We start from the raw sequence: 22,529 nt of genomic DNA, 5'->3' as shown, positions 1-22,529 counted from the left end.
TTTGTGTAAACATTATAATGTTATAACAACAAAAGGGACTAGAGGGGGAGCAACATGGATAAATTTGTAGGCATCATTGAGCAAAAAATTATGCCAGTAGCCAATCGAATTGGAACACAACGACACATGACTGCAATCAGAAAGGGAATCATCGCAACAATGCCATTAACGATTGTTGGTTCATTTTTCACTATTTTGTTAAATATTCCAATCGAATCAGTTGCTGCAATGATCGAACCATACCGAGAAATTTTAGACATTCCATTTCGCTATACTGTGGGGATCTTAGCATTATATGCAACTTTTGGGATTGCTTCATCATTAGCAAAAAGCTACAAAGTCGATTCATTAACAGCTGGAATTTTAGCACTAATGTCATTTTTGATTGTTGCAGCACCGCCAACACGTGTGTTTGAAGATGTAGATAGCGTGATTGGTGCAGGACGTTATATCAATATTGCTAATTTAGGCTCAGGTTCATTATTTGGTGCAATCGTAACTGCAATTATTTCTGTAGAAATTTATCGTTTCTTTATTGAAAAGAAAATTACCATCAAAATGCCAGATGGTGTGCCACCTGAAGTAACCAATTCATTTGTCGCTTTGATCCCAGGTGCGGTGATCTTGATTTTCTTCTGGGTCATTCGTCATATGTTAGGATTTGATTTGAATGGCTTCTTGAGTCAAATTTTGATGCCTTTAAAAGGGATTCTAGCTGGCAATAGCTTGTTTGGTGGTTTACTAACTGTTTTCTTAATCTGTTTCTTCTGGGTTTTAGGGATTCATGGTCCAGCAATCATGGGACCAGTTATCCGTCCATTTTGGGATATTTCAATTGCTGAAAACATTGATGCATTCAATGCTGGAGCAAGTGCACAAAACATGCCAAATATTTTCACAGAGCAATTTTTACAATGGTTCATTTGGATTGGTGGCGCTGGCACAACCCTTGCTTTAGTCGTGTTATTCATGTTCTCAAAATCAAAATATTTGAAGAGTTTAGGACGATTATCGATTCTTCCAGGGTTATTTAACATCAATGAACCAGTGATTTTCGGTGCGCCAATCGTGATGAATCCTGTTTTAGGTATCCCGTTTATCGTAGCACCATTGATTACCACGACTTTATCTTATGTCTTAACAATTAGTGGAGTTGTTCCAATGATGGTTGCACGCTTACCATTTGCGATGCCTGCCCCAATTGCTGCTTGGATGAGTACGAATTGGAGCGTAGCCGCAGGAGTCTTAGTAGTAGTGAACTTTTTCATTACGTTAGGAATCTACTATCCATTCTTTAAAGTATTTGAAAAACAACAGCTAGCAAGAGAAGCTGAAGAACATGCACAAGAACAAGCAACACAAGAAGTATTGAATACTGGAATCACGCAAGAACAATAAACAACGAAGGGCGGGATGCAGTCCTGCCCTTTATTCAATTGAATCAGCAAAAGTAAATGGTGGTGAAAAAATGGAACTGATCGTTGGCATAGTTGTGTTGATTGTTGCACATACTTATTTGGAAAAAAGAGGATTACCTCCAAAAATGGAGCAGATGAAATTACGTTATTTTCTAGTTATTGCAATCATTGGTATTTCAACTGTGATTATTTTGAGTGGGCTTTTTGCTAGTCTACATCAACTTGTAGGAATTGTGACCATTCTTTTTGCCACAAGTATTGCTTATAAGTACAGAAAAAAATTTGAAAAAATGGAACGAGGAGAAGAAGTATGAAAAGAGTTTTAGGTATTTCAGTTTATCCAGACCACAGTGACAGTGAAACAGATCGTGCTTATATTGAACTGGCGCATCGCTATGGTTTCCGTCGAATTTTTATGAGTATGTTAGAAATCAATGAAGAAAGTGAAGTTGTCAAAGAAAAATTCAAAAATTTGATTTTTTTCGCCAAATCACTTGGGTATGAAACGATTTTAGATGTTGCACCAACGATTTTTGAACAGCTTGGTATTTCTTATGATGATTTGAGCTTTTTCCACGAATTAGGTGCGGACGGCATTCGTTTAGATCTGGGCTTCGATGGGAACAAGGAAGCAATGCTAACGTATAATCCTTATGAATTAGCAATCGAATTAAATATGAGTAATGACGTTGCTTACTTAGATAACATTTTGACTTATCAAGCAAATACACCATTCTTATATGGTTGTCATAATTTTTATCCTCAAGAGGGCACAGCTTTACCATTTGAATTTTTTGAAAAATGTAGCCAACGTTTTAAACGTCAAGGCATTCGCACAGCGGCATTCATTACTTCACAAGTTGGAGAAATTGGTCCTTGGGATATCAACGATGGGTTACCAACATTAGAAATGCATCGTCATCTACCTGTTGAAGTTGCTGCAAAACATTTATTTGCGACAGATTTGATTGATGATGTCATTATCGGAAATGCGTATGCTTCAGAAGAAGAGCTACAAGCTTTAGGTAAAATTGATCGTTATCAAAGTGTTTTTGCAATTGAATTTGTAGCAGAAGTAAATGAAGTAGAACGACAAATCGTATTGAATGAACAGCATGTTCGTCGGGGAGATATTACGAATCAAGTGATTCGTTCCACGGAAGTACGAAAAAAATATAAAAATAAAAGTAACCCTGTTCATGATGCAAGTTTTGAATTCCAAGTGGGGGATGTTGTGATTGGTAATGATCAATTTGGCAAATACAAAAATGAACTACAAGTCGTTTTAGAGCCTCATAGTGATCCAAGAAAAAATAAAGTAGGTACAATTCGTGAGGAAGAGCTTATTTTATTGCCATTTATCCATCCTTGGTCAAAATTTAAATTTATTGAAAAGTAGGGTGTCGCCATGTTTGATTTAGTAATAAAAAATGCAAAAGAACTTAAAGGTCCTTCCTTTGAAATTGGTGTTGTAAATGGAAAAATCAGTCAAATTGCGCCCAAAATTACAGGAGAGTCAAAAGAAACATTGACCTTAACCTCACAGCAGTATTTATCGGCTGGTTGGATTGACGATCATGTACATTGTTTTGAAGAAATGACACTTTATTATGACTATCCAGATAAAATCGGTGTTGAAAAAGGTGTGACGACTGTTATTGACGCCGGAACAACTGGTGCAGAAAATATTGCAACGTTTTACAGGTATGCTAAGCAAGCAAAAACGAATGTTTATGCGTTGTTGAATATCTCTAAATGGGGAATCGTCACGCAAGATGAACTAGCTGACTTAAGTAAAGTGCAAGAAGCATTAGTAAAGAACAAAATCAATGAACTTCCTGAATTTATTGTTGGGATCAAGGCGCGAATGAGTAAAACCGTAGTAGGAAAAAATGGTATCACTCCATTAGATTTAGCCAAAAAAATCCAAAATGAGAATCAGCATTTACCTTTAATGGTTCATATTGGTTCAGCACCACCAGAATTAGCAGATGTTTTAGCCAGAATGGAAAAAGGAGATGTCTTGACTCACTGTTTCAATGGGAAAAGTAATGGTATCCTTGATTCAGAAACAAATGAAATCAAACGGATTGCCAAAGAAGCTTTTGCGAAAGGAATCATTTTTGATATTGGTCATGGGACAGATAGCTTTAATTTTCATGTGGCAGAAGTCGCGCAACAAGCAAACATCAAAGCGTCATCAATTAGTACGGATATCTATATTCGTAATCGGGAAAATGGACCAGTTTATGATTTAGCAACTACGATGGAAAAGTTACATGTCATTGGCTATTCTTGGGAAGAAATCATTGAAAAAGTAACAAAGATACCTGCGGAAAACTTTCACTTAGCAAATAAAGGTCAGTTAAAAGAAAAGTTCGACGCAGATCTAACGATTTTTGAATTTCTAGAAGAACCAAAAGTGTTAACAGATTCCAATGGTTTTACTCGGACGACGAATAGTCAAATCAAACCAGTCAAAACCATTATTGGAGGGGAAATTTATGACTGTCAGCTATGAAAAATTCCACTTAAAAGAAGTCATCAATGCTTCCGGCAAGATGACTATCTTAGGTGTATCAAAGGTTTCGGAAAAAGTGCTAGAAGCACAACGTTTTGGCGGTGAACACTTTTTTGAAATGAGTGAATTAGTGAAAGAAACAGGGAGCTACTTAGCTGGGTTACTTCAAGTCGAAGATACGCAAATCGTTTCGAGTGCTTCAGCTGGAATTGCACAATCAGTTGCTGGCATTATTGGGCAAGGAAGTACCTATCACGTGTACCATCCATATACTAAAAAAATTACTAAGCGAGAAATCATTTTACCTAAGGGCCATAATGTCGATTATGGTACTCCTGTTGAGGTGATGGTCGAACAAGGCGGTGGACAAGTTGTGGAGGCAGGCTATGCCAATATGTGTACACCTGACCATCTAGAAATGATGATTACTGAAGAAACAGCAGCAATTTTATATATCAAAAGCCATCATACTGTTCAAAAAAGTATGCTGAGTGTGCAAGAAGCTGTAGCGGTGGCACATCAACATAACCTTCCGTTAATTGTCGATGCAGCAGCAGAAGAAGATTTGTTTACTTACAGTCAATTGGGCGCCGACTTAGTGATTTATTCTGGCGCGAAAGCAATTGAAGGACCTAGTGCTGGCTTAGTGATTGGTAAGAAGACATATGTGGAGTGGGTTCGTTTACAAAGTAAAGGAATCGGACGAGCAATGAAAATCGGTAAAGATAACTTACTAGGCTTCACCCAAGCTGTTGAGGACTATTTACTTACAGGAAGTGAAACAGGAGAAGCAATGAAAGAAAGGTTAGTTCCTTTTGTTGAGGCGATGAACCAATTACCAAGCATTGAAGCGAAAATTGTACAGGACGGCGCTGGTCGAGATATTTATCGAGCAAGCATCAAAGTTTCAGGTGAAAAATCAGCTAAAGAAGTGATTACTGAATTGAAGGAAAAGGATCCTGCTATCTATACTCGGGAATATCAGGCAAACAATGGTGTGATCGAATTTGATATTCGTTCAGTAACTAATGCTGAGATGCTAAAAATCGTTACACGATTAACGGAAATTTTAAACTAAAACCAATTGATGAGGAGAATGAAGAATGTCACTTAGTCCAAATTATTTAGCCGATCGAATTTGTCTAAACGTTTTAGCAAACTCTGTCGAAAACGCAAAAGCATGTTATGAAGCAGCCAAGGGTCATATTGTTTTAGGCGTTCTTTCGAAAAATTATGAAACTGATGAAGCAGCGATTGCTGATATGAAGAAATACCAAGAAGCAACCAATAATGCTTTGTCTGTTGGCTTAGGTGCGGGTGATCCCAACCAAAGTCAAATGGTTTCAAGATTATCAGCTGTTTTGCAACCACAACATGTGAACCAAGTATTTACGGGGGTAGGTGCTTCACGAGCATTACTACAACAAGAAGAAACAGTTATAAATGGTCTCGTGTCACCGACTGGAAAAGTAGGCTATGTCAATATCGCAACTGGGCCATTAAGTGCACAAGCACCTGCAGCTGAAGTACCAATTGAAACAGCTATTCAGTTATTAAAAGATATGGGTGGGACATCCATTAAATATTTTCCTATGAAGGGGCTTACGCATAAAGAAGAATATCAAGCAGTCGCAAAAGCTTGTGCAAAATTCGATTTTGCGTTGGAACCAACAGGAGGTATTGATTTAACGAATTTCGAAGAGATCGTGCAGATTGCCGTTGATGCTGGCGTGAAAAAAATTATTCCTCATGTTTATAGCTCAATTATTGATCCAGAAACAGGCGATACAAAAGTCGAAGATGTTGAAACGTTATTGGAAATGATGGAGAAGCTGGTGAAGTAAAGTGAAAAAAATGAAGATTGGTGCATATGGAGAAGTGATGTTACGCTTGACGCCCCCAGAACATTTGCAATTAGAACAAACACATACGTTGCGAATGGCATATACGGGAACAGGTGTGAATCTGGTTGGAAATTTAGCACATTTTGAAATAGAAAGCTATTTGTTGACGGCTTTACCAGACAATCGTTTAGGAAAAGCTGCATTAGCTAATTTAAAAAGTTTAGGTATTCAAACAGAATATATCATTCAACAACATCAACACATTGGTACGTACTTTGCAGAGATGGGATTCGGCGCAAGGCCAACTGAAGTTACTTACCAAAATCGGAAAAGCAGTTCGTTTAGTTTGTCTTCAATCGAAGCGTATGGTGTGAAGCGATTCATTGAACAAGTAGATATGGTTCATATCTGCGGAATTAGTCTGAGTTTGACTGAGATTACAGCGCAAACGGCGATTACGTTGGCAAAAGAAGCACATGCTGCAGGAAAAATCGTTTGTTTTGATTTCAATTTTCGCCCCAGTTTAAATCAAGAAGCAGGGAAAAAAGAACAAATGAAGCAGCGTTACGAAAAAATATTACCTTATTGTACGATTGTTTTTGGTTCGACCCGAGATCTGGTTGAGTTGATGCAATGGAAATCGAGCGTCTCCGTTACAGAAAGTGAACCTGCTTTTATCCAATCATTTTTAGCACATTATGACATTACATGGTTCGCTGGAACAAAACGTCAAGTGATTGATCATGAAAAATTTTTGAGTGGTTATTTGATGACGCCGACAGATACATTCGAATTACCTAAGCAACGATTGGAAGTTTTAGATCGAATTGGTGCTGGCGATGCGTATGCTGCGGGAATTCTACTTGGCTTTGCTGAAGGCTGGTCCTTGGAAGAAACTGTGGCATTTGCCATTGCTAATGCTCGACTTGCTCATGCAATCCAAGGAGATGTGCCGCTAACAACGCGAAAACAAGTCAAGCAATTACTGGAACATCCAGAAACAGACTTGATTCGTTAAGAAAAAGGTTGTGGCGCCAAGCGATCAGCTCCGAAAAAATAAAGAACAACTCTGAAAAAAATAGCCTTTCATATTTTGTAACAGTTGTGAATTATTACGAGGAGTAGTTTTGTGAACACCACCTATTCAAAAACAGGAGCTGTGACAAAAGGATTGTCACAGCTCCTGTTTTGCTATTGTTGATGCTAGTTCTTTATTTCAAGTGTTTGTATCAGCAAACTAATCTACTCTAGTCCATTCATCTAGACTTTTTCCATTCTCATCTAGAATTTCCAACCAACTGTTTGTCCCTCCAAAGTAAAGAAACAAACTGACTTCATTGACACTTTTCAAAATAATATCAGCAGTTGTTTTATTACCAGAAATATTTTCTTGATGATCGGCACGTAATTTGTCACCATACTTTGCAGCGTAACTCACCGATCCATCTTTATTGAGAGGGGCTTCTGTCATCATGATTGCTCCTTTTTTAACTAACATTTCATTTCTGTTTTTCCAGTAAATAGTGGCTTTACTGTCACGAAAATGAACGGTGAAAGGAATTTTACTGACTTCTTTTGACCATCGATGACGTGCTTTTCCTGGTTTCTTTTTCTTTATTTCTGTTGGCAAGAAGGAGTAACCAAGTGTTGTTAATAAACGTAAAAATTGTTCGCGTGATTCCTCAATTTTTGGTAAAACATTTGCAGGAATTTGCTTTGCAATATCTTTTGGTTTTGAAACCGTTAAGTTATTTTCTTCTGCAAGTGTGAAAAAGGAATGGCTTAAATAATTTGCTTCCATTTCCCAAGGGAGTGATACCAAAATAAGCGTATCAAATTCTTTAGGTGCAGAATCAATTCCAATACAGTGACGATTTTGGAAGTACAATTCAAAAGAGTTGTCTGCAGGTGCCACTTTCTTACTTGAAATTGTTAAGGTACCTTGTCCATCAGCTAACTCGATAATTGTTTGATCTTTTTTGATTGTTCCAGTGAATGAAATTGTCATAATGTTCACCTTTCTCTCTTGTTTAGTTTGGCAATAGCTACGTTCAGTTTAGCATGAATGAAAAACAACTTCTCTTTATTCGGCTCTAACTTTGGTGATTTTAGCAAAAGAACGCTAAAATAAAGAGAACTTGAGAAGTTTAGAAAGAGGCGAGAACATGAATTATTTTATTAGTGATCTTCATTTTTTTCATGAGGCTCTATTAGGACAAAATGATTTTGCTCCACGTTTATTTAAAACAGTTGACGAAATGAATGCCCAACTTATTGATAGTTGGAATGCTATCGTAAAAGAGCACGATACCGTTTATCATTTAGGTGATCTTGCTATGCACCCCCAGTATGAAAAAGGAAGTCAAGAAGTACTGGAACAAGTGGAACAACTAAATGGAAAAATCCATTTTATTAAAGGAAACCATGACAGCCGTGCCTTTTTTCGTTATTTAGAAAAAAATGATCCTGGAATGATGAATCAAGATAAGAAGTTTTATTTTCATGATGTCGGCGCAATTGTTAAATTTAATCATCATCAATATTATTTAACGCACTATCCTTTACTGTTGGGACAAAATGATGCAGTCCGTAATTTACATGGACACATCCACAATTACAGTGTTCCAATTGGAAACGATGTAAATGTTGGTGTGGATGCTCCGGAAAGAGAACTGTTAGGTAGAGCATTGCCATTTGGATCGCCGCTGTCAGAAGTCAATATTGATGAAATTTTTCAAGCAAAACAAGAAGAACTAGCAAAAATCAACCGAGTATAAGAAAAACTTATTTTATATAAAACGATGATTTTTTGATTACAAGTTATTGAAATTATTTTTGGTGAAATCTTAAGAACAAAGAGATGAAATTTTCAAAAAAATGACGTATAATGGAAAGCACTGAAAAGTTGCGACCTTCAACTCGTAGATGTTTCAGAAAATCTAATTGAAATGATGGTGATAGTATGACAGACAACAGCAAAACACGCGTTGTCGTAGGGATGAGCGGTGGAGTCGATTCATCAGTAACAGCACTTTTACTAAAGGAACAAGGGTATGATGTAGTCGGTATCTTCATGAAAAATTGGGATGATACAGACGAAAACGGCGTATGTACGGCAACGGAAGACTACAAAGATGTTGCAAAAGTTGCGGCGCAAATCGGGATTCCTTATTACTCTGTAAATTTTGAAAAAGAATATTGGGATCGAGTATTTGAATATTTCTTAGCAGAATATCGTGCAGGGCGAACACCGAATCCAGATGTAATGTGTAATAAAGAAATCAAGTTTAAAGCATTTTTAGATTATGCAATGGATTTAGGGGCAGAATATGTAGCAACTGGACATTATGCACAGGTGTCTCGTGATGAAAATGGTGTCGTTCACATGCTTCGTGGTGTGGACAACAACAAGGATCAAACCTATTTCTTGAGTCAATTGTCACAAGAACAATTAGCAAAAACAATGTTCCCACTAGGTGGCATGGAAAAGTCAGAAGTACGTGCTATTGCTGAACGTGCTGGCTTAGCGACAGCAAAGAAAAAAGATTCAACAGGAATCTGTTTTATTGGAGAAAAGAATTTCAAACAATTTTTGAGCAACTACTTACCAGCGAAAAAAGGAAACATGGTAACTCTTGATGGTGAAGTCATGGGACAACATGCTGGTTTAATGTATTATACAATCGGTCAACGCCAAGGATTAGGAATTGGTGGCGGTGGAAAGACACAAGAACCATGGTTTGTTGTAGGAAAAGATCTAACAACAAATACGTTATATGTTGGACAAGGATTTAATCATCCAGCATTGTATGCAACAAGCCTTGAAGCAAGTGAAATTCATTTCACAACCAACAATGAAATGCCAAAAGAATTCAAATGCACAGCGAAATTCCGTTATCGTCAACAAGATGTCCCTGTAACGGTTCGTTTACTTCCTGGAAATCGTGCTGAAGTCATTTTTGATGAACCAGTGCGTGCAATCACGCCGGGGCAAGCAGTTGTCTTTTATGATGGAATGGAATGTTTGGGTGGCGGTTTAATTGATAATGCTTTCCAAGAAGCGAAAGTGTTGCAATATATCTAAAGGTTGCGGCGCAAATCGTCCAGCTCCGAGACGATAAGGAAGAACAGTATACATCGTTTTGAGCAAGCAATCATGAGTACGCTAAGTCATAAAAAAGAAAAAATAGCTACTCCTAACTTAGGAGTAGCTATTTTTGTTGTCCACTAACAGAAAAGAAGATAGATGTGAGAAAAGATTCATTGATATCACTATCAATGAATCTTTTCATTTTTTTATTTAATGCAACTGTTTTTCTTTCAAAGAATGGTCTGTTAATGCTGAATCATCTAAAGGGGTTGCTTTTTCGGTAACTGTTTCGTGGATAGCTTGTGTATTATGACGGACTAACACAAAATTAACCATGACCAGTAATGAAGTTGAGAGGAATACACCTCGATAACCAAAAGCACTCGAAACGCTTGAACCAATCATTGGACCAATCACATTCCCTGTTGCTTGAAAGGATTGATTGTAACTAAAAATTCTACCTGCAGCATGATGTGGTGAATATTTAGTAATCAATGCTTGAACTGCCGGAAGAAGACACGCATCTGAGATCCCAACTAAAAAACGTAAACCAGCAAGCTGCCAAACATTGGTGACAAATGCCATTGGGATATAAACTAAAACAGCAAAACCTAAACCAATTGCTAAAATTCGTTCACTACCGATTCGATCACCAAGCCTTCCAAATCGGGGTGCAGCAATCAAAGTTGCTATCCCAGGAATGGATGCGATGATTCCACTAACTAAGGTCACATTTCCGTGTCCATTCAATAACTGGCGGATATATAAACTAATGATTGGGCTAATTGAATTATTAGATGCTTGGATGATCATCGTTGTGATGAACATTCCTAAAACAACCTGAGGATACTTAAGCTCTCGAAAAATTTGTTTGGCAGAGACCATGTTTTCTTTTTTAACAGGCACAAATTCTTCATGAACAAAAAATAAACTAAGTAGAAAAACTAAAAATAAAATGATTCCAGTAATAAAAAATGTTGGGCGATAACCAAATGTTGAAGCAGAAATCCCACCTAACAGCGGACCAAGCAATGTTCCAGTAACTGATCCAGTTGCCAGTGTTCCGAGAACTTGACCACTTTTTTCTTTAGGCGTCCCTGTCGCAACGAGAGCTGTGGCGTTACTGATATAGCCTGAAAAAATACCTTGTAAGAGACGTAAGCCGACAAGTTGATAAACATTGCTGACACAACCCATCAGTGCAATCACGACCGCCATGCCAAGAGAAGCACGTAGCAGCATCAATTTTCGTCCTTTTTGATCGGCAAGTTTTCCCCACCATGGGGAGATGATCGTCGTTACCAAAAAAGTAGAAGAAAAGGTCAAGCCACTCCAAAAATTCAACTGAGCGGTACTGTAATGACCTAACGTGTCTATGTAAAGTGACATAAATGGCATGACCAGACTAAACCCAATACCAGCCATAAAAGTACCAAACCATAAAACAAGTAGATTACGTTCCCAAACTTCTCTTTTTCTAAATAATTTTCTTTTTATTTGTGTAGTCAAACAAAATCCTTCTTTCTGAAAATTTTCATCTACAGTCGATTATTATAAACTACAGACTATAGTTTATCAACAAAACTCCCTTTTTTATCCTAGATTTTCATGTTAAACTATGAATGTTAAGGATTTTTTTACTTATGAGGAGATTAAAGAAATGAAAAAGAGAAATCTGTCTCAAGAAAAAATCATCGACTGTTTTCGTGAGTTAGCAGAAGAAATGGATGTGCAACAACTTACTTTTCAACATTTAGCAAAACGTTTAGACATCAAATCGCCCTCACTCTATAATTATTTTAAAAATATTCGTGAGGTGAAAACGGCGTTGACGGCGCAGCTATTACGTGAACTAAATGACCAATTATTACGAGCTTTAGTTGGAAAAAGTGGTGCTGAAGCACTCCGAATATATGCAAAAACGTATCAAGAATTTGCTTTTGCCAATCGTGCAGTCTATGAATTATTGATTAGTATTCCTCACACAAATGAAGAAATTTTACTTGATGGAATTCATGAAACGAATCAAATTATCTTGCAGATTTTTGAAGTGTTCGAATTAACAAATGAAGAAAAAGTTCATCGCAGCTGTGAGCTAAGAAGTCTGATCCATGGTTATTTATCTTTACGTTTTTTAGGCTATTTTACGCGTGAACCACAAGTGGATCCAGAAGAAAGCTACCGCTGGATGATTGAAGATTTTATTGCGACATTGTCATCTAAAAAAGGTTTGGATAAATGAAAATAAAATTAGCTAGATTTTCGTAAGAGTGATTTCTTGCAACTTTCTTGAAAAGTGACTAAGATGTAGCTATTGTGAAACGAGCAGAACAAAATGCTTACATTTAAGTTGAAGAGAGGTAACGCAAATATGTATCAAGTAATAACCATGTTTGGTGATAATGAGCCATGGTGGTTTTTCGAAAATTGGGAAGAAGATATTCAAGATGAGAAGATCTTCGATTCTTTTGAAGAAGCCAAAGCTGAGTATGAAAAACAATGGATCGCAATCCATCAAAAATATGAATATATCAATGCGAAGAGCAACTTTCTAAGTGCCTTTTGGAATGAAGGAGAAGAGCGCTGGTGTGAAGAATGTGATGATGATCTCCAACAATATAAAGGGTTAGCTTTATTAAAAGAGAATCAACCACTCAGCGTAGAAAGTGGAAAGGAATTTTATGAAACAACTAATTCTAGCGGAAAAACCAAGCGTTGCCAAAGACCTAAGCAAGGTGCTTGGAGCTAATCAAAAACATAAAAACTACTACGAAGGACCCAAGGTGATCGTGACTTGGGCCCTTGGTCATTTATTGAGTTTGAAAATGCCAGAAGACTTAAACAAAGAATGGCAGAGTTGGCAGATGGAAACATTGCCAATGATTCCTAAAAATCTAGGAATCAAACCCCTACCAAAAACTGGGCATCAATTAAAGGCAATTAAGCAATTAGCAACCCGAAAAGATGTGGGGGAAGTTGTCATTGCGACCGATGCTGGAAGAGAAGGCGAGTTAGTTGCTCGCTGGATTTTAGAATATGTACATTTTAATAAACCAGTGAAACGTTTATGGATTTCTTCTCAAACAGACAAAGCAATCAAAGATGGGTTTAAACACCTCAAGCCAGCCAAAGAATACGATGCACTCTATGCTTCTGCTTTGGCAAGAGCAAAAGCAGACTGGTTAGTTGGATTAAATGTGACACGTGCATTGACAGTTAAATATCAAGATAATTTATCTGCGGGTCGGGTGCAGACACCAACTTTAGCTTTAGTACGTGATCAAGAAAAGAAAATCGAACAATTTCGACCACAAACTTATTTTACGATTCATTTAGCTGTGGCCAACGAACAAGCGAAAATGGTTCAAAAGAATCAATTTGCATTGAAAAAAATAGAAGAAGCACAAGCACTGGTGAAAACATTAAGTCAGTCGAATGGAACGGTAACAGAGATTCAAGAGAAGTTAAAAACCGAGCCTGCCCCGCTTCCTTATGATTTGACAGAAATCCAACGTGAAGCCAACCAACGATATGGTTATTCAGCAAAAAAAACATTAAGTTTAGTTCAAAGTTTGTATGAAACACACAAAATCGTGACTTATCCACGTACAGATAGTAAGTATTTGACAAATGATATGAAAAGTACGATGAAAGAACGTTTACAAGCTGTTAGTGATTTTGCACCAGAAGTAAAACTTTACTTGAAAAATGGCGCAGTAGTGAAACAAACAAAAGTATTTCAAGATAACAAAGTAACAGATCACCATGCGTTGTTACCAACGGAAAACCGTCCACGTTATGAAAAATTGAGTAACGAAGAACAGAAAATTTATCAAATGATCGTCACACGTTTTCTAATGTTATTTGCGGAACCATATAAAGTGAGCCAGACAAAAATTACCGTAAGTTTTGGAACAGAAATCTTTGTTTTTCGTCAAAATCGAGTAGTTCAAGCTGGTTGGAAACAATCAACTGAAGAAGCAGTGAACGAAGTTGAGTGGAAAAAAGGACAGCGCATTGCACCAAACTTTACAGTTAAAAAAGAACTGTCAGCACCACCAAAACCATTGACTGAAGCAAGTTTACTTGGATTTATGGAGAAATACAGCTTGGGTACACCAGCGACTCGCGCAGAAATTATTGAGAAATTGATCAAATCAGAATTGATGGAACGTACACCAGTGGGATTACAAGTTTCGCCAAAAGGCAAGCAATTACTTGAATTAGTCAATCCTTCATTAGTTACACCGGAATTGACTGAAAGTTGGGAAAAAGATTTAGAAGCCATTGCTGCTGGAAAAAAACAGTCCAATCAATTTCTTCAAGGAATTGAAAAAGAAACGAAACGTTTAGTGCAAGAAATCAAAACAAGCAAGCAATCTTATCAAGATTTTTCAATTACGCAAAAGAAATGCCCTGAATGTGGATCAAATTTACGAGAAAAAAATACACGTGACGGTAAAATCTATGTATGCACGAATGTGGACTGTAGTTACCGTCGAAGAAAAGATCCTAAGGTGTCTAACCATCGCTGTCCACAATGTCATCGGAAAATGGAAATCATTGAAGGAAAAAATGGTGCTTATTTCCGTTGTAAATATGATGGAACGACAGAAAAAATGTTAGGAAAAAAAGAGCAAAAGAAAAAGATGACAAAGCACGAGGAACGTCGTCTGATGAAGAAATATTCGCAGGCGGAAGAGCCAGAAGAAAGTCCATTAGCAGCTGCTTTAAGAGCTGCGATGAAAGAGTAGTAAAAGGGTGTGCGAGAAGTGCTTAGCGCCAATAAACAAGAATGAATTCTCAGAAATTGCTTCCCAAATTTTTGAGTAATTTAGTTTTATTTTGAAGGAGTTACTTCTTGAACACCGAGGAAAAAGGTTGTAGTGCAAAAGGTTAGCTTCGAACAAGCAAGAATGCTTTTTCTAAAAAATCATTTAAACAACTGAAGAACAAAAAAAAAACGAAAAAGCCACGCAATTTTCTGCACGAGAGATTGCGTGGCTTTTTTTATGGAAGTTTCTGTCATGTGATAGCAGGTTATTTAGGATCGAGACAGAAAAGTTAAATCAGACTATTTACTTAATTTCAAATTTCTATAAATTTTCAAAAATTGGCGGATGATTTAAATACTTCAAAATTTTCTGGAAATCCACAAAGTCAATGATTAGTGTCGTTGTGTTCACATTTGGATGAAAACCAACGGTGTTTTTTTGGTCGATTTCTGCATCAATCACTACTTGAATCTGATTTTCGGTATCATGCATGAGCGCTAAAGGAGTGAGTGTGCCGGCAGGAACCCCTAATAATTGATTCATTTGTTCTTCCGATAAAAAAGAAAGTCGTTTTTCAGATAATTCCTCGGCTAATTTTTTTAAATCAGCCTGTTTTTCATCAGGCAAGATAACAAGATAAATTTGCTTGCCTTTTTTTGATTTCAGTAATAGATTCTTGACTTGAGGACCAGGCAAATCAAATGTTAAATTTTTGACAGAGGTAATTGCTGGATGGTCAACTTTTTGATAAGAAATTTCGAGATGAGAAAGTAAATCATATGCTTCTTGTTCAGTTGCTTGGGGCATGGTTTATTCGACCTCCTTCATTTCTTTTTATTTTAACAGGTAAAAAAAATTTGACAAATGAAAATTAATCCTGTAAATTACACGTAAGTAAATGAAATGACATCGAAAAGAAGAGTAGCCATTAGCAGTTTTTAGAGAGTCTCTGGTTGGTGCGAAGAGATAGCGACTAATTGTGAAACACATCTTGGAGTCGGTTTTCTGAAATCGAGAAGTAGGAAAACCCGGGTAGCCCGTTATAGCTGCGGTCATTGTTTGATGACCAGATGAGGTTGGCTGACTGTGAAGCGCCGACAAAAAAAGGTGGAACCACGATTATTCGTCCTTTGGTCATAATGACCAAAGGCTTTTTTTTTTCACTATTTTCTGGGAACATGACCGCTGGAGGTTTTTTCTGCAAGGAAAAAGCAAACAGAGGTGGAATCACGTGTGAACGTCCTCTTGGCATTAAGCCAAGAGGACTTTTTTATTTAAAGGAGGAAAAACAATGAAAGATTTAATTGAAGTTATGCCGCAATTATTAGTGGGCGCACTGACAACCTTGAAATTATTTTGTTTAACATTGGTCGGTTCGCTACCACTCGGATTGATTTTAGCGTTAGGGTTATCACTCAACTTTAAGCCAGTTCGTTATCTTCTTCAAACTTATGTCTGGGTTATGCGAGGAACACCTTTACTTTTACAATTGATTTTTGTATTTTATGGATTACCGACGATTGGAATTGTTTTTGATCGTTTTGAGGCAGCTTTACTCGCTTTCGTATTGAATTACGCGGCGTACTTTGCCGAAATCTTTCGCGGTGGGATCCAATCTATTCCGCAAGGCCAGTATGAAGCAGCACAAGTTTTACAGTTTAGTCCTTTTCAAACAGTAACGAAAATCGTTATTCCACAGGTAATAAAAATTGTTCTTCCTTCAGTAGGGAATGAAATTATCAACTTAGTGAAAGATTCTTCGTTAGTTTATATTCTAGGTTTGGGAGACGTTATGCGTGCAGGGAAGATTGCTATGGAACGTGATGCTAGTTTATTCCCATTACTTGGTGTAGCAGGAATTTATCTTGCGCTAACTGGAATCTTGACTTTGGTGATGAAACAAGTGGAAGAGAAGTTGAACTATTATCGCTAGGAGGAAAAAAGATGATCGAGTTAAAAAAAGTAAGTAAAACATTTGGTAAAAAGCAAGTAATCAAAGAGTTAGATTTAGTCATTCCTGATGGTAAGACACTCGCTATCGTTGGTCCTTCAGGTGGTGGGAAGACAACGCTTCTTCGCGTATTAGCTGGTCTTGAAAAAGCAGATAGTGGTGAGTTTTATTTAGATCACGAACCATTTAATCCAGCAGAACTAAAAAATCGAGAGCAAGTAGTGGGGGTGGTGTTTCAAGACTTTCAATTATTTCCACACTTAAGTATTTTTGATAACATCACTTTAGCACCTAAGAATGTATTAAAGCAGTCGAAAGAAGTGTATACCAAAAAGGCAAAAGAGCTGGCAAAATCTTTAGGTATCAGTGATTTATTAGATAGTTATCCTTTCCAATTATCAGGTGGACAAAAACAACGTGTGGCAATTGCCCGTGCGTTAGCTATGAATCCAAGAGTTTTGGCTTACGATGAACCAACTAGTGCACTTGATCCCGAGTTGCGTCAACAAGTTGAAAAACTGATTGTATCTTTGAAAGAAGAAGGCGTGACTCAAATTATCGTGACCCATGATTTAGTTTTTGCAGAAAATGTGAGTGATCAGTTATTAAAGGTAACACCAAACCAGTAAAAGAAAGGGAGAAAAAATAGATGAAAAAAATTACTCGGGCATTATTTTTAGTTCTTTTTATTTTACTCGGACTTTCTGGTTGTGGAAGAAAGCCAACAGAAGATAGTTGGACAACGATTGATCGAGAAAAAGAAATCACAATCGGTTTAGATGATACGTTTGTCCCTATGGGGTTTCGTGATAAAGAGGGTAAGTTAACTGGTTTTGATATTGAGTTAGCTAAAGCTGTATTCAAAGAATATGGCATCAAAGTCAACTTTCAGCCGATTGACTGGTCAATGAAGGAATTTGAGTTGACCAATGGAACGATTGATCTGATTTGGAATGGCTATTCGAAAACCCCAGCACGTGAAAAAAAAGTGCAGTTCACGCAGCCATACATGGAAAATACGCAAGTCTTGATAACCCCTAAAAGTTCTGAAATCGCAAGCTTTGCAGATATGAAGGGGAAAATCTTAGGTGCTCAGAATGGTTCATCAGGTTATGATGTCTTTACGAAACAACCAGAAGTTTTAAAAGATTATGTAAAAGACCAGGAAGCTGTGCTATATGATAGCTTTAATGAAGCATTGATTGATTTAAGAAGCGGTCGAATTGATGGGCTATTGATGGATCGCGTGTATGCAAATTATTATTTGAAACAAAAAAATCAATTGCAAGACTATCACATTTTAACTGGGAATTATGCAAGTGAGGACTTTGCTGTAGGTGCAAGAAAGGCAGATCGGACATTAGTGACCAAAATAAATCAGGCTTTTGACCAGTTGGAAGCGTCAGGTGAATTTCAAAAACTGTCGAAGCGATGGTTTGGGGAAGATGTGACGCCAAAATGACTAAATGAAGGATAGCTTAAGAAATCAGGAAGGTGGGTTTCTTAAGCTATTTTTATATTTAAGTAAATAAAAGAAAGACAAGTTTTCACTATATAAAGTGACTAGAATATATTCACCTAGGAAGATGTGATAGATACATGCCTGTTTGAGTCACTTATGTCTTTTTTTATAAATATAAAAAAGAATGTTATCATAAATGAAACATATCTTTTACGGAGGAACGGTTTAATGAAAAAGAGTGTAGGGTATTTCGCATGTGTGACATTATTGTCGACAATGATGCTAGCAACGACAAGTGTTTTTGCTGAAGAAACAATTGATACGACAATGAATACAGGAACAGATGAGCAGACGGTAATGTCTACTTATGTGGAGGAACAGGCGACAAGTAGTACAGTTACAGAGAATGACCCACTGGATGAAGAATTGCAGACAACCATTGTCAGTGGAGAACAAGTAACTGTTGAACCACCAGTCAAAGAAGGTCAATCTGAGGCAGAGAAAACGGAGGCACCCAAAGAAGAGCTGCAAGAAGGTGGACCAAGTCTTTATGCACGTAGTTCAGTTAAAACATTTCCAATGTATCGTTTGTTCAATCCCTATAGTGGTGAGCATTTCTACACAAGAGATACTGGTGAGCGTGATAAACTGAGAAAAATTGGTTGGAATTATGAAGGAATTGGTTGGCAAGCGCCAACAACGGGTGCACCTGTCTATCGTTTGTATAACCGTTACAACGGGGAACATTTTTACACGTTAAATGCAAAAGAACGCGATAATATCACGAAGTATGGTTGGAAATATGAAGGCATTGGCTGGTATTCTTACACAGGTGCAAATGGGATTCCTGTTAGTCGTCTGTATAGTAAACAAGTCAATTGGCATCACTACACGCTAGACGAAAATGAGAAAAATGTGATTAGCAAACAAGGTTGGGCATATGAAGGTGTAGGCTGGTACGCGGTAGGAAATGGCCAACCAACGAATGATGACTATAAGCTTCTTGGTGTAAAAAATTACAACCAATATGCTTTAGGCGCACCCAGTGGTTGTGAAGGTGCTTCACTACTGCAAGCTTTACAATACAAAGGGAAAATCACTAACTGGGGGTTAACTCAATTTTTAAATACGATTCCTAAATCCACAAATGGAAATCCAAATACAGGTTTTGTTGGTAGCCCCTTTGTGGAAAATTCTTGGACCTATTCCGCAATCTATCCTGCACCATTAACAACTTGGGGACAAAAGTATGGTAATGTACAAAATATTTCTGGAAGTTCGATGAATACTCTTTTAAATGAAGTGAAAAGCGGTAACCCAGTAGTTGCTTGGGTAACAATCAATTTTCAACCAATTCGCTGGGGAAATTGGAACTTTGGTCTAGCTGCCAATAATAATCATGCAGTAACTCTCGACGGATACAATAAAGGCAGTAATCAAGTTCATGTTTCTGATCCAATCAGTGGTTCATATTGGTTAAACCGAACAACATTTGAGAATATTTACAATGCAAGAAAATACGCGGTAGTTGTAAGATAAAAGTCCAGAAAAAATTAGTTTTTTCTGGACTTTGAGAACAAATTCATTCAGGAGTAGATTCCAACTAAAAATAGTTCGCGGAGTTTATGTGGCAAATGGATATAAATTTGATGAACTTCCCTTCTGATTGTCAAACAACATGTCCTAATGAAGATGAAAAGAGGAAAGTGTCACTATGTCCTCTTAGACACATCGTTAAAGACGACGATAAATTAGAAGTATCGAAACGACTGCTTGACTGCTGTGACAATTTCTTCTTAAAGTAGACGCGTATTTCTTTTTAAGGATATTCACAATCAAATAAATCAAAGCAAGGGAAAACATACTAAAAATGAGAAGAGTTTGAATTATCGCGTACATGGATAAATGGTATTATCTTTCATCAGATTTCAGAAGTGCGAGCATAATCACTACTTAAATTTCAATTAGATAGACCACCTTTTGCTGTCAAAAGTAATAATATATATAGATGACCTCTAAAGAGAACACTTTAGAGGTTTTTTCGTATAGTAATGATGACTAGCAGGCTCCTACTTTAGGATAGTTGAAGAGCATTCTAAAACTTTTTGAGTAGCTAATCAATAAGTCCCTCCACTGAGTTGAGTCTATTCAAGCAGCGTGAAAGTCTTTGCGATAATAGAAGTAACAGCCAATACCAATGCAAAAAGCGATGAATTCAGTTACTGTAGAAGCCCAAACAAGCCCATGCAAACCAAAGTTGGCATTCATATAAAGGATGATTGGAATAATCAATAAACTTTGGATGATGGAAATAATAATTGTAGGTAGACCTTTACCAGTACCTTGGAACAAACCTAAAATCAATCCTGTAAATCCATTAAAAACTGTGGTTACAAGTGATGCTATCAAAATATATTCTCCTACTTTGATTAGACTTGGACTGTCCGTGAACAATCCCAAAATCGGATAACGGAGAAGATAAGTCAAGGATACAAATACGAAGACAATCAAGGCAATAAACGCACAAGCTGTTTTGAAACTAGCATTTAAACGTTTTTTATTTTTACTTGAATAGTTGTAAGCAAATAAAGGAATCACTCCAAAGAAAATCCCCATTACCAAAAATTGTGGAACTTGAACTAAGCGCGTCGCAATTCCAAAGCCAGCCACAATATCATCACCATAATGGACAGCATACACATTTAATAATAATGTTGAAATAATCATAAAACCAGAATTCATTAATTCAGAAACTCCGATTTTCAATACTTCGATTTGATCTTTTACAGATAAAAAAATGTGTCTAGCAAAACCCTTTAAGTGGTCGCTTTTGTTAGATAAATAATAAAGATAATAAAGCATCGAAGCCAGATTAGCCACCGCGATCGCCAAAGCAGCCCCAATTACATGAAAATGCAAAACTAAAATCAATAGCGGATCAAAAATCAGATTCACTACAACATTGATAATCATGCCATACATTGATTCTTTCGCAGCCCCTTCTGAACGTATGATTTGTTCTAAGGTGAAATTGATCGTTGTAGTAAAACCGGTGATTAAAAGTGTCACGACATATTGCATCGCATAATTGTACATTGGCATATCAACACCTAATAATTTTAATAAAGGATTGATTGCGACTACTCCGATTACACCTAATAAAAGTGCTACGATCAAACTCATATAAAAGCCATAACCAGCCACTTTCTTTGCTTTTTCTGTGTTTTTAACAGCAATCAAGCGAGTAATGTATGTACTCGTGCCTACCCCAAACATATTCCCAATGGCCATCAATGCGATAAACACAGGCATTCCGATTGTAATCGCTGATATCATCTGCGTATTGTGAAGCAAACCAATAAAGTAAGCATTTATTACACTGTAGATTGCACCGACCGAAGTTCCAATCATCATAGGGACCGATAAACTTAATACTGCCTTTTTTATCGGAGCATCTTTTAACAAGTATTCATTTGAATTTTCCATCATTTGTTCCATTTAAAAAACCTCTTTTCAATATAAATCTAACACTGTTAGTTAAACTAACGGTGTTAGATTATCACTTCTTAATAAAAAATGCAAGAACAAACTAACACTGGTAGATTTTCTGATATAATGAATACGAGGAGTGTGAAGGTATTTTGAGAAATAAAATGAATGAAGACGAAATCTTAGGTGCAGCGTGGAAATTATTGGCAACGGAAGGACTCAATAATTTTAGTATGCGAAAGTTATCCCAATTATTGAATATCAAAGCGCCTTCTTTGTATTGGTATGTAAAAAGCAAAGAGCAAATTTTTGATAAACTCGCTTCACAAGTTATAAGAGAAGTGTTAGACGAAGTCAAAATAGCAGATCAATGGCAACAGCAATTAATCTTTTACGGTGAGCTACTTTTTCAGAAATTACGGAAATATCCTTATTCTGCTTACTTACTTTTACGGACTACTCCGAATAATCCAGAGCTATTGAGATTAAACAATGAATTATTAAAAATCATCGATAGTCAACCATTAACATATAGTCAAAAATTTACTAGTATCAATGCATTTATGAATTACATCATTTCTTTTGAAATTGATTATCTTGCTCAAAAGGAAAATCAAAACAAAAGGGTCGAAGGTGAAGAACAATCGTTGTTTGGAATGGCATCTGATGAACCAATTTTTCAAATTTTGCAAGGCAATGTCTTAGATACATTAGGAAGTAAAGAAGCGTTTGAGTGGGGGTTGACGATTTTTGTGGAAGGCCTAGGAGAGTTGATAAAAAAGATAAAATAGACAAAAATCAATATTGGAAAAGAGCAAATGACAACTGAAACATTACCTGAAAGTAACTACCTTACTCAAGAATTAAGGTGCGTATTGTGATTTAGGTACATTTTAATAAAAATCAAGTAGTTAGTGAGAGTGTAAACTATCACTTTTTTTTCAAATGAGCTATTTTCTAAAAAGAACGTCCACTATTC

The 22,529-nt window shown here is 36.8% G+C and carries 21 protein-coding genes and 1 other annotated feature; of the genes, 17 read left to right on the top strand and 4 right to left on the bottom strand.

The features are described from left to right. The first annotated feature begins 54 nt into the window (after positions 1-54). The 7 genes from DOK81_RS00930 (at position 55) to DOK81_RS00900 (ending at position 6,801) form a co-directional block, all read left to right on the top strand. On the top strand, positions 55-1,398 hold the full coding sequence (locus DOK81_RS00930) for a PTS sugar transporter subunit IIC (RefSeq protein ID WP_206907244.1): 1,344 nt from the start codon (positions 55-57) through the stop codon (positions 1,396-1,398). A gap of 70 nt (positions 1,399-1,468) precedes the next feature. Continuing rightward, the gene (locus tag DOK81_RS00925) at positions 1,469-1,732 is read left to right on the top strand and encodes a hypothetical protein (protein WP_206907241.1); all 264 of its coding nucleotides are present in this window, start codon (positions 1,469-1,471) and stop codon (positions 1,730-1,732) included. Further along, on the top strand, positions 1,729-2,817 hold the full coding sequence (locus DOK81_RS00920; RefSeq protein WP_206907239.1) for a MupG family TIM beta-alpha barrel fold protein: 1,089 nt from the start codon (positions 1,729-1,731) through the stop codon (positions 2,815-2,817). Before DOK81_RS00925 ends, DOK81_RS00920 begins: the two co-directional genes overlap by 4 nt. Positions 2,818-2,826: 9 nt before the next feature. Then, complete coding sequence (locus DOK81_RS00915; protein WP_206907238.1) at positions 2,827-3,939, top strand: amidohydrolase/deacetylase family metallohydrolase; 1,113 nt, start codon at positions 2,827-2,829, stop codon at positions 3,937-3,939. Further along, a complete protein-coding gene (locus DOK81_RS00910; RefSeq protein ID WP_206907235.1) occupies positions 3,923-5,017 on the top strand; it encodes a DgaE family pyridoxal phosphate-dependent ammonia lyase in 1,095 nt (364 codons plus the stop codon). Before DOK81_RS00915 ends, DOK81_RS00910 begins: the two co-directional genes overlap by 17 nt. Before the next feature lie 25 nt (positions 5,018-5,042). Next, positions 5,043-5,783, top strand: coding sequence for a KDGP aldolase family protein (locus DOK81_RS00905; RefSeq protein ID WP_206907233.1), 741 nt, complete (start codon positions 5,043-5,045; stop codon positions 5,781-5,783). A gap of 10 nt (positions 5,784-5,793) precedes the next feature. Then, entirely contained in the window at positions 5,794-6,801 is a 1,008-nt protein-coding gene (locus DOK81_RS00900) for a sugar kinase (protein ID WP_206907368.1), read from the top strand. A 219-nt stretch (positions 6,802-7,020) separates the two neighbouring features. Here the strand turns inward: DOK81_RS00900 and DOK81_RS00895 are convergent, their stop codons facing one another. Next, complete coding sequence (locus DOK81_RS00895; RefSeq protein ID WP_206907366.1) at positions 7,021-7,791, bottom strand: hypothetical protein; 771 nt, start codon at positions 7,789-7,791, stop codon at positions 7,021-7,023. A 157-nt stretch (positions 7,792-7,948) separates the two neighbouring features. Here DOK81_RS00895 and DOK81_RS00890 point away from each other — a divergent pair, with 157 nt between their 5' ends. Together DOK81_RS00890 and mnmA are read left to right on the top strand one after the other, a co-directional pair. Next, the gene (locus DOK81_RS00890; protein ID WP_206907231.1) at positions 7,949-8,560 is read left to right on the top strand and encodes a metallophosphoesterase family protein; all 612 of its coding nucleotides are present in this window, start codon (positions 7,949-7,951) and stop codon (positions 8,558-8,560) included. 185 nt (positions 8,561-8,745) lie between these two features. Beyond that, on the top strand, positions 8,746-9,867 hold the full coding sequence (gene mnmA, locus DOK81_RS00885) for a tRNA 2-thiouridine(34) synthase MnmA (protein ID WP_067482668.1): 1,122 nt from the start codon (positions 8,746-8,748) through the stop codon (positions 9,865-9,867). Between the two features lie 216 nt (positions 9,868-10,083). Here mnmA and DOK81_RS00880 read toward each other — a convergent pair whose 3' ends face one another. Next, a complete protein-coding gene (locus tag DOK81_RS00880; RefSeq protein WP_206907229.1) occupies positions 10,084-11,382 on the bottom strand; it encodes a multidrug efflux MFS transporter in 1,299 nt (432 codons plus the stop codon). Between the two features lie 151 nt (positions 11,383-11,533). On the opposite strand from DOK81_RS00880, the gene DOK81_RS00875 reads away from it, so the two are divergent. The 3 genes from DOK81_RS00875 to DOK81_RS00865 all read left to right on the top strand — a co-directional run bounded on the left by DOK81_RS00875 (position 11,534) and on the right by DOK81_RS00865 (position 14,627). Next, entirely contained in the window at positions 11,534-12,115 is a 582-nt protein-coding gene (locus DOK81_RS00875; RefSeq protein ID WP_206907227.1) for a TetR/AcrR family transcriptional regulator, read from the top strand. Between the two features lie 129 nt (positions 12,116-12,244). Then, a complete protein-coding gene (locus DOK81_RS00870) occupies positions 12,245-12,622 on the top strand; it encodes a DUF1033 family protein (RefSeq protein WP_067482663.1) in 378 nt (125 codons plus the stop codon). Further along, a complete protein-coding gene (locus DOK81_RS00865) occupies positions 12,555-14,627 on the top strand; it encodes a DNA topoisomerase III (RefSeq protein ID WP_206907225.1) in 2,073 nt (690 codons plus the stop codon). The genes DOK81_RS00870 and DOK81_RS00865 overlap by 68 nt, the downstream gene beginning before the upstream one ends. A gap of 342 nt (positions 14,628-14,969) precedes the next feature. Here the strand turns inward: DOK81_RS00865 and DOK81_RS00860 are convergent, their stop codons facing one another. Further along, positions 14,970-15,455, bottom strand: coding sequence for a prolyl-tRNA synthetase associated domain-containing protein (locus DOK81_RS00860; RefSeq protein WP_206907223.1), 486 nt, complete (start codon positions 15,453-15,455; stop codon positions 14,970-14,972). A 93-nt stretch (positions 15,456-15,548) separates the two neighbouring features. Then, positions 15,549-15,782, top strand: a binding site (T-box leader). Positions 15,783-15,939: 157 nt separating this feature from the next. Between DOK81_RS00860 and DOK81_RS00855 the strand changes: the two genes are divergently transcribed. The 4 genes from DOK81_RS00855 to DOK81_RS00840 all read left to right on the top strand — a co-directional run bounded on the left by DOK81_RS00855 (position 15,940) and on the right by DOK81_RS00840 (position 19,600). Next, on the top strand, positions 15,940-16,581 hold the full coding sequence (locus DOK81_RS00855; RefSeq protein ID WP_206907220.1) for an amino acid ABC transporter permease: 642 nt from the start codon (positions 15,940-15,942) through the stop codon (positions 16,579-16,581). An 11-nt stretch (positions 16,582-16,592) separates the two neighbouring features. Further along, on the top strand, positions 16,593-17,228 hold the full coding sequence (locus tag DOK81_RS00850; protein ID WP_206907217.1) for an amino acid ABC transporter ATP-binding protein: 636 nt from the start codon (positions 16,593-16,595) through the stop codon (positions 17,226-17,228). Positions 17,229-17,248: 20 nt separating this feature from the next. Continuing rightward, positions 17,249-18,061, top strand: a complete 813-nt coding sequence (locus DOK81_RS00845) for an amino acid ABC transporter substrate-binding protein (RefSeq protein ID WP_206907214.1) — start codon at positions 17,249-17,251, stop codon at positions 18,059-18,061. 228 nt (positions 18,062-18,289) lie between these two features. Beyond that, positions 18,290-19,600 (top strand): C39 family peptidase, encoded by a 1,311-nt coding sequence (locus DOK81_RS00840; RefSeq protein WP_242589829.1) that lies wholly within the window; start codon positions 18,290-18,292, stop codon positions 19,598-19,600. A gap of 609 nt (positions 19,601-20,209) precedes the next feature. On the opposite strand, the gene DOK81_RS00835 is transcribed toward DOK81_RS00840, so the two are convergent. Beyond that, positions 20,210-21,559, bottom strand: a complete 1,350-nt coding sequence (locus DOK81_RS00835; RefSeq protein ID WP_206907213.1) for an MATE family efflux transporter — start codon at positions 21,557-21,559, stop codon at positions 20,210-20,212. A gap of 143 nt (positions 21,560-21,702) precedes the next feature. Between DOK81_RS00835 and DOK81_RS00830 the strand changes: the two genes are divergently transcribed. Next, positions 21,703-22,341 carry a TetR/AcrR family transcriptional regulator gene (locus DOK81_RS00830; protein WP_206907211.1) on the top strand — a complete coding sequence of 213 codons (639 nt, stop codon included), beginning with the start codon at positions 21,703-21,705 and terminating at the stop codon, positions 22,339-22,341. Positions 22,342-22,529 lie beyond the last annotated feature (188 nt).

The organism is Enterococcus sp. DIV0660C (assembly GCF_017316125.1).
GTDB lineage: Bacteria > Bacillota > Bacilli > Lactobacillales > Enterococcaceae > Enterococcus_B.
The sequence above is the reverse complement of the archived record's forward strand: the minus strand, read 5'-3'. Positions and strand labels throughout refer to the sequence as shown.